This window comes from Aeromonas sp. 159 (genome assembly GCF_963862045.1).
Taxonomy (GTDB): Bacteria; Pseudomonadota; Gammaproteobacteria; order Enterobacterales; family Aeromonadaceae; genus Aeromonas; species Aeromonas veronii.
On the sequence record NZ_CAWLMI010000078.1, the window covers coordinates 1 to 11,584 of the forward strand.

Annotated in this window: 5 protein-coding genes; all 5 read right to left on the reverse strand. The window is 60.8% G+C overall.

Going from position 1 to position 11,584, the window contains the following annotated elements; all coding sequences use genetic code 11:
* Positions 1–204 precede the first annotated feature (204 nt).
* Positions 205–1,710 (reverse strand): hypothetical protein, encoded by a 1,506-nt coding sequence (locus tag AACR14_RS13600; RefSeq protein WP_237714702.1) that lies wholly within the window; start codon positions 1,708–1,710, stop codon positions 205–207.
* Positions 1,711–1,950: 240 nt separating this feature from the next.
* Entirely contained in the window at positions 1,951–4,014 is a 2,064-nt protein-coding gene (gene recD, locus AACR14_RS13605) for an exodeoxyribonuclease V subunit alpha (RefSeq protein ID WP_019446562.1), read from the reverse strand.
* Positions 4,011–7,610: an exodeoxyribonuclease V subunit beta gene (gene recB / locus AACR14_RS13610; protein WP_019446563.1), complete on the reverse strand. Its 3,600-nt coding sequence runs from the start codon at positions 7,608–7,610 to the stop codon at positions 4,011–4,013. Before recB ends, recD begins: the two co-directional genes overlap by 4 nt.
* Positions 7,610–10,963 (reverse strand): exodeoxyribonuclease V subunit gamma, encoded by a 3,354-nt coding sequence (recC, locus tag AACR14_RS13615; protein ID WP_019446564.1) that lies wholly within the window; start codon positions 10,961–10,963, stop codon positions 7,610–7,612. The genes recB and recC overlap by 1 nt, the downstream gene beginning before the upstream one ends.
* A 257-nt stretch (positions 10,964–11,220) precedes the next feature.
* On the reverse strand, positions 11,221–11,584 hold a 364-nt coding region (locus tag AACR14_RS13620; RefSeq protein ID WP_019446565.1), incomplete at its 5' end, for a DoxX family membrane protein.

The window sequence follows — 11,584 nt, forward strand, 5'->3', positions numbered from 1 at the left end:
GTAGGTTCGATTAGCGAAGCGTAATCGGACAGCGGTAACGGCATTGCTCCCTTCTCCCATTTATTAAAAAGGAGGAGAGGGGTCGGGGATAAGGGGAAAGAAAAAGAGATTTCACGGTAAACGTTGGGCTTCGCTACGCTCAGCCACAACCTACACAATCGGTAGGTTGGTGCTGAGCCTGCGAAGCCCAACATACGAGATATGCTAAGCCTTAGGAAGAAAATGCTCTTTCAATATTTTCAAAGCTGCATCATCATAACTTGCCACATTCCTTATTTCATTCGGACCAAAAACCAAAAGATTAAATTTCTTTTTATTTGCTTCTTTAGTCCTTTCAATACGGGCAATTGACTCATCAGACAGACGTCCAGTTGTCCACAGCTCGAAATTAGGAATACCACCATTTTTGTTCGTTATTTCTAGTCTCTGCAAATGCTCTCTGACTCGTTTAATTCTAATATCTAACCATCTATTTACTTCTTCATTACTCACAAAAGAACCTGGCTTCATGGCTTTACACTCGATGATTCTTGGCTCACCGACTTGAGGAACGACATAAACATCAACCTCAGCCTTTTCTCCACCATTATTTTTAAATGTTCTATTAAGATAGACATTGCCAGCAGTAGAATTTCTTATTATGTGACTGACCAGTATTTCAAAGAACGCGCCACGCATATTACCCATAGCACCTTCGAGACTGCCTAACCTTGTAATCACGTCATCAAAAGCTTTACTTTCAATCTCTCCTATAGCTGACTTTTTAGTAATATCGATTAAAGATATGAATGCTTCCGCTATATCTTTACCAAAAAGACTTTCTGGTGTTGCTGGTATAACGCCTTTTTCTTTAAGCTTATTCAGTGCTTCTTTTTCATAGCTAAGGGCAACAAAAATGTAAATAACCTTGTTTATTTTCTTCAATGCTTGCAGTGAGTTTATTTTATTTAAAAATGGCTCTACATGAATTAGTTCTACATTTTTTGAAAATAAAACATCACAAACAACAAAGCCAGGATTGGGCTTATCCTGCTTATTCCAATCGACTAATGGAGCTAAGTAACTAGGTGATGAAAGATCCCAAAAAAATGGTCCAACCATTGGTTGACTATTGATGTTACCTCTGGTCTTGATACAATCAAAACTTGCTATAGATAACCTTCTAAGCCACTCTTTCATGGCGCCAATAAATATTTCTTCAGCAAGTAACCTTGCACGAACAGAAATTATTTCCAGCTCTTTTAATTGGTTGTTATCATATAAATTCTTAGTAAGGATGCACTCCCCTATACCATCCACTTCGTCTTTTACAAAAATCTTCGCATCAAGCATTCTTTCCAATACACCAAGTGCACTAATTTTTTTCTGCTGAGCTTTTGGTGAACCACAAATGGTATAAAAATGCTCTATAGGAACAATCCCTCTAGCCTGTACAGCACCTAGAGCTAAAGCGTACGCACCTTTCTGGCTATAAATTGCTTTAAACAAATGTCCCCAGAACATTGGAGAACCGTAATCTTGTTCTAAATATGTAAAGCGAGTCCCTCTAGAAAACGTTAAATATGCTAGCTGTTTTACTCGATTACTTGATCGTCTGATCCGTTGGCGAGCAGCTTCATGTGTTAATCCATGCTTCTCTACAAGGTATGCGGCCAAATCACTGCTCAGACAAGGGCCAAGATTCTTATACGAAAGTGCCTCTTCAATCACGACCTTCCTCCCTACTGGGTATGTCACGCTGCGCTATTTATAAAACAAAAATACATGTACCGACCCACAAAAAGCGCGCCGAGACAACACCCGTTAAAAATCAATACCTTAAGTGGCAAAAATGACAAGCGCCATTACCGTGCGTCACGGTCATAAAACATACCACTCATTGCCACAGCACTGTTGGTGCAATTAGCACAGCGTAACGGGTCAACCGCAACTCCCTTTACCGCCCTCCAATCACTCCCCTAATCTCTCCGCCAATCCGGAATAACGCTCGGTCTTTTTCCGCACCGCCTGTGCCAGCAGGGCGCGATCGCCATAGAGATCGAGGCGCGCCTTGGCGCGGGTGATGCCGGTATAGACCAGCTCGCGGGTCAGCAGTGGGCTGGGGCTGTCGGGCAGCACCAGCACGGTATGGGCAAACTCCGAGCCCTGGGATTTGTGGATAGTCATGGCGTAAACCGTCTCGTGGGGTGGCAAGCGGCTGGGCAACAGCGCCCGCAAGGTGCCATCCGGCTGCTCAAACCATACCTTCAACCGGCCAGTTTCATCGGGCAGGCAGAGCCCCATATCGCCGTTGTAGAGGCCGACGCCGTGATCGTTGCGCACCACCATCACCGGACGACCGGCATACCAGTCGCCATCGCGGGCAATCAGGCCAGCCCGTGACAGGGCCAGTTCGAGCCGCTCGTTGAGTCCCAGCACCCCGAACGGGCCATCGCGCAGGGCGCAGAGGATCTGGAAGCTGTTGAATGCCTTGAACACGGCGGCGGGCGCTTCCCCCGCGCGGGCCGCCTTAAGATAGGCTCCGTAACCGGCCACCCCCTGGGCAATCAGGGCATCGTAGGCCTCCCCCGCCCAGGGGTGCAGGCTGATATCGGCGAATCCTGCGCCCCAGACTGATTCCACCGCCGTGGCATCGCCGCTGTTGCAGGCGCGCGCCAGCTGACCGATGCCCGAATGCTGATCAAAGCGCCAGCTCTTGGCCAGCAAACACAGGCTATCACGCACCGGCGCACCCGCGGGCGTGCCTTGCAAGCGGTAACCGGTCTGACGGGAGAGCCACTCCGCCTGCGCCGGGCTGATGCCCTGTTCGATAAAGCTGCAGATATCGCCGAGCACGGCCCCCGCCTCCACCGAGGCGAGCTGATCCTTGTCGCCGAGCAGGATCAGGCGGGCGTGGCTCGGCAGCGCATCGAGCAGGCGCGCCATCATCGGCAGGTCAACCATGGAGGCCTCATCCACCACCAGCAGGTCGAGGTGCAGCGGGTTGCCCGCGTGGTGGCGGAACTGGCTGCGCCCCGGAATGACCCCGAGCAACCGGTGCAGGGTGCCCGCTTCGGTGGGGATCGCTTCGACCCACTCGGGGGGCAGATCGAGGGCCTGCAGGGCAGAGCCGATACTCTCGGTGAGGCGCGCCGCCGCCTTGCCGGTGGGGGCCACCAGCCGGATCGCCGGCGCCTTGCCCGCTTGCAGGCCGGTCTCCACCAGAATGGCGAGCAGTTTGGCAACTGTGGTGGTCTTGCCGGTGCCGGGGCCACCCGAGATCACCGCAAAGGGGCGCGCCGCCGCCGTGGCTGCCGCCAGCTTCTGGCCGTTGCAGCAGAGCGCCTCGGGCACCAGCGCATCCAGCTTGCTCAAATCGCTCGCCGCCTGGGCACTGGCGAGCAGCGCCTCGATGGCGGGCCAATCCACTTCATTGGGGAACACCAGATCCAGATACTTTTCGATAAAGTGGCGGGCCGAGAAGTCGGGGGCGAGGCGGGCTTTGAGCAGCGCCGCGAACACCAACCCGTAGTCGCGGGCAAACAGCCGCGACAGGGCGGGAGCAATCTCCGGCCATTCGGCTCGTTCACTCAAGGCGCGCAGATGGCGGGCCACCCCCAGTTCAAAATCGTGGTAGCGGGTGAGGTAGAGCCGCCCGTGCCACAGCCGCAGCGGCCAGCGCGGAGCGAGCCCCTCATCCTGCTCGGTGCCAACGAGCGGGCTTGCCGCAAACAGGGCGGGCCAGCGGGCAGGATCCGCCAGATCCAGCAACAGATCCCGGCTCTGCTGGGGATCCAGCCCGAACGGGCGCAGTGATCCAGCGATGAGCATCTCCAGCGGCAGGCAGACATGGCCGCGCCCCAGCTCGAAGCAGGTGAGCGCAGCCCCCAGCACCAGCTCGGGGCTGCCGCCAAGGTCTGCCACCAGCCGGGCAAATTGCAGATCCAGCTGGCGGATGCGGCCAGCCAGCGCCAGTGCTTTCAACCGTTCAACCATCATTGCGCTGGTCGCGGTGCTGATCATGGTGCCGCTCATGCCTCTACCTCGTTTAATTCTGTTGATGAAACACCGCCAGAGCGATCACCGTTTCTAAACAACTCATCCAGCCCCAGCACCAGTTCACGGCTCGGACGGGTATGGAAAATGCCCCCCTGCGGCATGCCGCGCAGGAACAGATAGAAAACGCCGCCAAAGTGCTGCTCGAAGTCGTAACCCGGCAGGCGCAGGGTGAGCAGCCGGTGCAGCGCCAGCGAGTAGAGCTGGTATTGCAGGTCGTAGCGGTGCTCGGTCATCGCCCGCTCCAGCGCCGGACGGCTGTAATCGGCGGGGCTCATGCCGAGGTGGTTCGATTTGTAGTCGAGCAGATACCAGCGCCCCTGCCACTCGAACACCAGATCGATAAAGCCCTTGAGCATCCCCTGCACGGTGGCAAAGCTGAGCGGCTTGTTGCCCCGCGACAGCGGGTCGTGCTGCTGGCAGAGGGCGGTCAGCGCCGGTGCCGTCACCCGCCCCATGGGCAGGAAGAACTCCAGCTCCACCAGCTTGCGCTCGGGGGCCAGATCCCGCAGCCGCACCGGATCGCCAAAGCCGGTATCGAGCGGGGTATCGAGCACCGCCTCCACCTGCTGTTGCAGCACTGGGGCCCAGCTCTCGTCGAAGCCGTCTTGCAGCAACAAGCTGGCGATATGCTCTGCCAGCGGCTCGCCCGCAGCGCTTTGAAAGTCGATGGTCTCGAACAGGCTGTGCAGCAAGGTGCCGGGGCGCGCCCCTTTCGGGAAGGTGAAGATGGAGGGTTGTAGCTCGTCCTCTTCGTGTACAACAGCCGCCTCAGCAACGACCTCCACATCGAAGCCGGGATTGGCGAGTACGCCCTTGCTGTGACCGTGGCCCTGCGCCGCCAGCCCGGAGTAGGAGCTGATCCACCAGTCCCGCTCAAGGGAGCCGGTAAAGTGGCGCACCTGCGGCTCGCCCAACTGCTCCTCCTCTGGCGGCAGCGGGGCCGGACGGGTGAGCGAGGGCTCACCGACGGCCACTCCGGGCAGCGCCTGCGCCAGCTCGGTGAGGGCGGTCGCCAAGGTTTCGGCATCCCCCTCCTCACCCTTTTGCAGCAGGTAGCCGATGGCGGTGTGGTGCAGGTCGGTCTTCTCCGACTTGCCCGCCCCCGCCCGCACCGGCGCCAACCCCAGCCAGGTGGCGTAAACGCCCCGGGTCAGCGCCACGTAGAGCAGCCGCAAATCTTCGGCAAGGCGCTCCCTGTCCGCTTCGGCGAGCGACGAGTCGGCGCCGGTCAGATCGAGAATGGTGCGATTGCCCGCCTCATCCGCCTCGTGATAGAGCGGGGTCTCGGCGGTTCTGTGGCTGCAGATAAAGGGCAGGAATACCAGCGGGTACTCCAGCCCCTTGGATTTGTGGATGGTGACGATCTGCACCAATTTCCGCTCGGATTCGAGGCGCAGTACCTGCTCAGCATCCTGGCCGTTGGGGCGACTCACCGCCTCACCCAGCCAGCGCAGCAGGGCGTACTCCCCGTCCAGCTCGCTGCTCACCTGTTGCAGCAGCTCGCCGAGATGGAGGAAGTTGGTCAACCGCCGCTCGCCGTAGGGGCTCGCCAAAAGCGAAGAGGCGAGATTGCGCCGGTGCAGCAGGGCCCGCAACATCGCCAGCACGCCACGGCGGTGCCAGATCTTGCGGTACTCAATAAACTCCTGCACCGCGCTCTCCCACGCCCGCTCGTCGCTGGCCAGCCCATCGAGCGCCTTGGCATCCAGATCGAACAGGCCGGTGGCGAGCGCCGCCCGCAGGCTGCGCTCTTCGCTCGGGTTTTGGCAGGCGTGCAGAATCAGCAAAATCTCCCGCGCCTCCGTCTGCTCCAGCACGCTCTCGCGGTTCGACAGATAGACGGAGGCGATGGCAAGCCGTGCCAGCTCCTGCTGCACCAGCTTGCCCTCGGCTCCGGTGCGCACCAGCACGGCGATATCCCCGGCCTTCACCGCTTTGTCGCCGATCAGCGCCTTGCCCTCGCGGGCCAGGGTCAGCAGGCGGTGGATCTCGGCGGCAGTGGCGCGGGCCATCTTGCTCTGGTAATCCCCCCGGTTGAAGGTCGGCTGGCCGCTCAGCTGCCAGCAGTGGAGCACAGGTGCAGTTGCGCCATCGAGCAGCAGCGCCTTGCTCTTGCCCTGCGCCTCCACCGGCAGGAAGGGGATATCCGCCTCGTAGATAAAGGGATCCTTGGCCCGCTCGAACAGGCCGTTGACCGCCCCCACCAGCGCACTGCTGGAGCGCCAGTTGCGCCCGAGGGTGTAGTGGGCGCTCACATTTCGCCGCGCCTGAATGTAGGTAAAGATGTCGGCGCCGCGAAAGCCGTAGATGGCCTGCTTGGGGTCACCGATCATCAACAGCGCCGTGTCTGTGTGGCCGCCGTAGAGCCGATGGAAGATGCGGTACTGCTGGGGGTCGGTATCCTGAAATTCATCGATCATCGCCACCCGGTAGGTGGCGCGAATGCGCTCGCAGAGCCGCTCGCCAAGGCTGGAGCCGAGCGCCCCGTCGAGATCTTTGAGCAGGTCATCGAACGAGAGCTGATGAGCCTGCCGCTTGCTCGCCTGCATCCGGCTGCGCACTACTTTGGCTGCCCGTTGCAGGATCAGATCCCGAATACCGGGGCGACTCGCCAGCAGTTCATCGATCTGGCTGAACAGTGGCAGGGTCGGCACGGCGCCCCCCTTCTTGAGGTTCTCCTCCAGTACCGTCTGGCCGAAGCGCTCCAGCTCCTTGGGAATGGCGTAGCCACTGCTCTCGTCCTGTGCCCAGTCGGCTATCTTGGCAAGCCACCCTTCGTAGTTCTTGCCGGTGTAGCGACTGATCTGGCCGTCGGTCTGGCGACGGATCTCGTCCCCTTGCGCCAGCCACTCGCTCTTCACCGCCGCGATGCGACTCATGGCCGCCTGATGGCGGGCGGCCAGAGTCTCGTCACCCAAGGCCGGGTGGATCTCCAGCTCGCTGTTGTCGAGCCAGCTGCCCATCTCCCGCAACAGGGCGGCGGGGCTCGGCCAGAGCGCACGCACCGCGCTGGCGAGGGCTTTATCCACCGGATAGAACTCGGATCGCCAGTAGTCGCTCACCGCCTGCAGCCTGAGCTGACTGTCGTCGGTGAGAAATTCGGTCTCGAAGAGGGCACCCGACTCGAAGGCGTTCTGTTTCAGCATCCGCTGGCAGAAGCCGTGGATGGTAAAGACCGCCGCCTCATCCATCTGCCGCTCGGCGGCCAGCAGGCGGCGGGCCGCCAGCTCGTGCTCCTCCACCTCTTCCAGTAGCTGGGCCAGCAAGTCATCCTTGCTCTCACCGCGCATAAAGGCGAGCCGCGCCTCGTGAATGCGGCCGCGGATCCGCCCGCGCAGCTCGGCGGTGGCCGCTTCGGTAAAGGTCACCACCAGAATTTCGGTCACCGAGAGCGGCCGTTCATGGGCGCTCGGCTGACCGGCATCAGCCCTCTCTTCGATAAGCGGGCCGTGGCCCAGCAGCAGGCGCAGGTAGAGACCGGCGATGGTGTAGGTCTTGCCGGTACCGGCGGAGGCTTCAATCAGCCGTTCACCATGGAGGGGAAAACGCAGGGTATTGAGCGGGTTAGCCATTATTTCAGCTCCTCCAGGGTCTTGAGCAGCGGGGTCAGGTGTTCGCGGGCCAGCGCCTGCAACTGCCCCAGCACCTCGTCATCGAGTTCGGGGAAGCAGCGGGCGACGTAAACGTCTTGCCCCTCCCCATTGATCATCCAGCCGCCGTTGAAACGGGTGAGGGCCGCCTTGTCGGCCGCCTCCGGCTTGTCCGGATCCTTCTCGATCGCCTTGAGCCAATCCCAGGCGGTGTTGGGGAAGAAGGGCAGCGGCCGCTTCATCCCCTGCGCCCAGCACGCCACCAGCGCCGCCAGCTTGGGCCGCGCCTCGTCGGCCGAGAGCTTGGGCAGTCGCAGACTCTGTTTGGCGTCGAACAGCAGGGTGTCGCCGGGGGCGTCGCTGAGGGAGAGGCAGAGGTGCTGGATCCAGCCCAGCAGCAGATCCTTGCCGTTGAAGCTGCCGGGTTTGACCACCAGCAAGCACCCCTTCTGGGTGTCGATCCACCCTTGCAGCTGGCCCTGAGCGAGGGAGATATCGATCTCCACCGCCTGCTTGTCTGACTCATTGGCCGCAACCCATGGCCGCAGCCGATCCGCCAGCTTGCCCATCTCGGCATCCAGATCGTCCAGCAGCAGGCTGCCGAACCACCCTTGCGGCAAGAGGCCGGTGAGCTGCAACCGTTCGCGACGCTCGGTGCTATCTCCTTCCGCCAGATGGGCATCAAGCAGCAGATCTTTCAGCTGGTAATGTTGCAGGCCATCCAGCTCGAACGGCTCGCTGTCCTCGATGTTGGCTTCGTTCAGCTCAAACCACACCTTGAGACGGCGGTTGAGGAAATATTTGGTGGGCTGGCGATAGAAGCGCAGCAGCTCTGCCAGCTCCAGCCCCTGCTCCTTGCCCCATTCGGGCGGGAGAGGCAGCTCGCCGCTCTGGAAGTTGGCCGCGCCACGCACCGGATTGAGGGCGGGCAGCCAGTCGGCGGCATAGGTAAAGAGGCGTGAACCCGGCTCCGGATAGAAGTAGTTGCGGCTGTAGGGGGTGAGCGGGTGCGCCACCATCAGATGGTTGAGCAGCCGCTTGCCGGAGGTTTCGTCGTCGAGATCCTCATCCCCCGCCAGCACGAAGCCCTGCCGCACATAGTCGATGAGTTCGGCCAGCAGCACCGAGGGTACCTTGTCGCTGTTGTCCTGGGCGCTGAAGCCCTGATAGCTGATGTAGAGCCCCTGCTGGGCGCTGAGCAACGCCTCGAGGAAGAGGTAGCGGTCATCATCACGACGGGAGCGATCCCCCCGCCGCGACGCCACCGCCATCAAGTCGAACCCCATGGGGGCCAGGGTGCGCGGGTAGACGCCGTCGTTCATGCCGAGCAGGCAGACCTGCTTGAAGGGGATGGAGCGCATCGGCATCAGGGTGCAGAAGTTGACCTGACCGGCGAGGAAGCGCTGGCTGGAGCGGGACTCCCCCAGCACGCTGCCGAGGTAATCCTGCAACAGGTCGGCGGTAATGGGCTGCTCGAAACGGGCTTCGCCGAGCCGGGTCTGCCACTCGGCCAGCTGGCTGCGGATCAGCTGAAGCTGACGCTCTTCATCCTCGTCGGCCAGATAGAAGCGCTCCAGCAGCGCCAGCAGGCAGGCGTTCCACTCGGCCAGCGGCTGCGCCTGTTGCAGGCGGGGCAGGAATTCGGCCAGCGAATCGACAAACCAGGCGAGCTTGCCGAGTGCCAGCCCCTGCTGACCCTCGATATCGGCGTAGGGCAGGATGCCCGCCACCGGCTCGCCATCCCCCATGGCAAAGCCGAGCAGCATGCGGCGCAGGCCGAACAGCCAGCTGTTGCCGGACATGGGCGGCAGATCGAACCGGACGGGGTAGCCGTCGTCCAGCCCCCAGCGGATGCCGGTCTCCTGCACCCAGACCCGCAGCTGGTTGAACTCGTCGTCATCCAGCTCGAAGCGGCGTAGCACGGCGGGCACCTCGAGAATGGCGAGCAACTCCCCTGCGCCGAAGCGGGCGTTGGGCAGCCTGAGCAGGGCGAGGAAGCTTTGCAGCAGCGGGCTCTCCTGACTCGCCGCCCGATCCGAGACCGCAAACGGGATCTGACCGCGCGCGCCAAACACCGCCTGAATGTAGGGGCCGTAGCTGTTCACATCCGGCATCATCACCACCACATCTTTCGGGGTGAGGGACGGGTCCTGCTCGAACAGCGCCAGCAGCCGATCGTGCAGCACCTCGAGTTCGCGCATCGGGCCGTGGCAGGCGTGGATCTGCAAGGATCCATCCGCCGGATCGATCGGGCTCTTGTGATGGCTGCTGTCGAGATCGAACTGACCGACGCCTCGCTCGGCCAGCTCCAGCACATCCTTCTGAATGGCATGCAGCAGCTTGATATTGCCCTTGCCATCCACCTCGTCGATATCGACGAAGGCCTCGATTTGCGGCACCTCCAGCTCCATCAGCTGGTGCAGGTAGTCGCGCCCCAGCTTGCCCATGGAGGCGAGCAGCGGGTTGGCGGGGCCCTGCAATGTCTCGATATCGGTGCCGGGTTTAAGCTTGTTCTCCAACCGAGCCAGGGTTTTGCGATCCAGCAGATCCCCCCAGTAGTAGCGGCAGGGGTTGGTGACGAACAGGTGCACCTCCACCTCCGGCCGACTGCCGAGGGCCAGCAGCGCCTCCACATAGCGCGGCGGCAGCGCCGAGATGCCAAACACAAACACCCGCTGCGGCAGCTTGCCCGGCAGATCGGCGGTACGCGCCAGCTCGTGGATAAACTCCTCGTAGAGATTGGCGCGGTGGTAACCGCTTGGAGAGAGCGCCAACGTGCGTGCCACCAGCTCGCGCCACAGCTCGGGCTGCCAATCCTGACCGCTCACCCTGGCCAGCTCCTGACTCAATCCTTCCCCCTCTTCCCAGCGGGCGATCCAGTCCGGCCGGTAAACCAGATACTGGTCAAAGAGATCCGCTACCTTCTGGCAGAGCTGCCACAACCGCACCTGCTCGGGATCCCTGGCGGGATCCTCCTCATCTCCCCCTCCCAGATAAGCGGCGAGCGGGGCAAAGGCGGGGCGATCGAGCAGGGCGGGCAGAATGGTCATCAGCTGCCAGCTCATGGAGCCCTTGTTGTAGGGACTCTGGCGCGGCACATCTGCCAGCACCCGGGTGAACATCTCCCAGATAAAGCTGGCGGGCAGCGGAAAGTCGATATTGGCGGCGATGCCGAACGCTTTAGCCAGCTCCAGCTTGAGCCACTGGGCCATGCCCGGACTCTGCACCAGGATCTGCTCCCGATCGAAGGGGTGAGAGAGAGGGGCCTGCCGGATGCGGCTCACCAGCAGCTCTTTGAGCAGATCCAGCTGATTGGAGTGGTAGAGGGTAAACATGAGCAATTCCCGCCTGTGGATGAGAGGGGGCGAGGGAAAAGGCGAGCCATTTCCGTCACTTCACAAGAGAGGGAATTGTCGGGGATCGGGGGATAAGATGCAAAAGGCACTTGTGGCCAGCAGGCGGGTAAACCGCTGAACCATGAGGGGGGCCGCACATTTGTGCCGCTGCCTCACCGACCCGGAAAACGCAGACAGAAAAAAGCCGGTGCAAAGCACCGGCCAAAAGGCATTGGAAAACTTGACTCTTCAGGGCATTACCAGTTTTTGCCGAGACGGGCATCCAGACTGAAAGCCCCTGCTCCGGCCGCCGCCAGCGCCAGGAAACCACCGGCCACTGAGACGTTCTTCATAAACATCAGCATCTGCATCTGTTCGGCAGGCTGATAATGGAAAATAAAGGCAGCCATCAGGGTGAAGCCGGCCAGCAGCACGGAGAGGCTGCGGGTAAAGAGACCGAGCACGACGGCAAGGCCACCACCCAGCTCAAGCAGGATCACCAGCGGCAACATAAAGCCCGGCACGCCCATCGCTTCCATATAGCCCTGAGTACCGGCGTAGCCACCGATCTTGCTCCAGCCCGCCATTACGAACATCAGCGCCAGCAGTACACGACCCGCC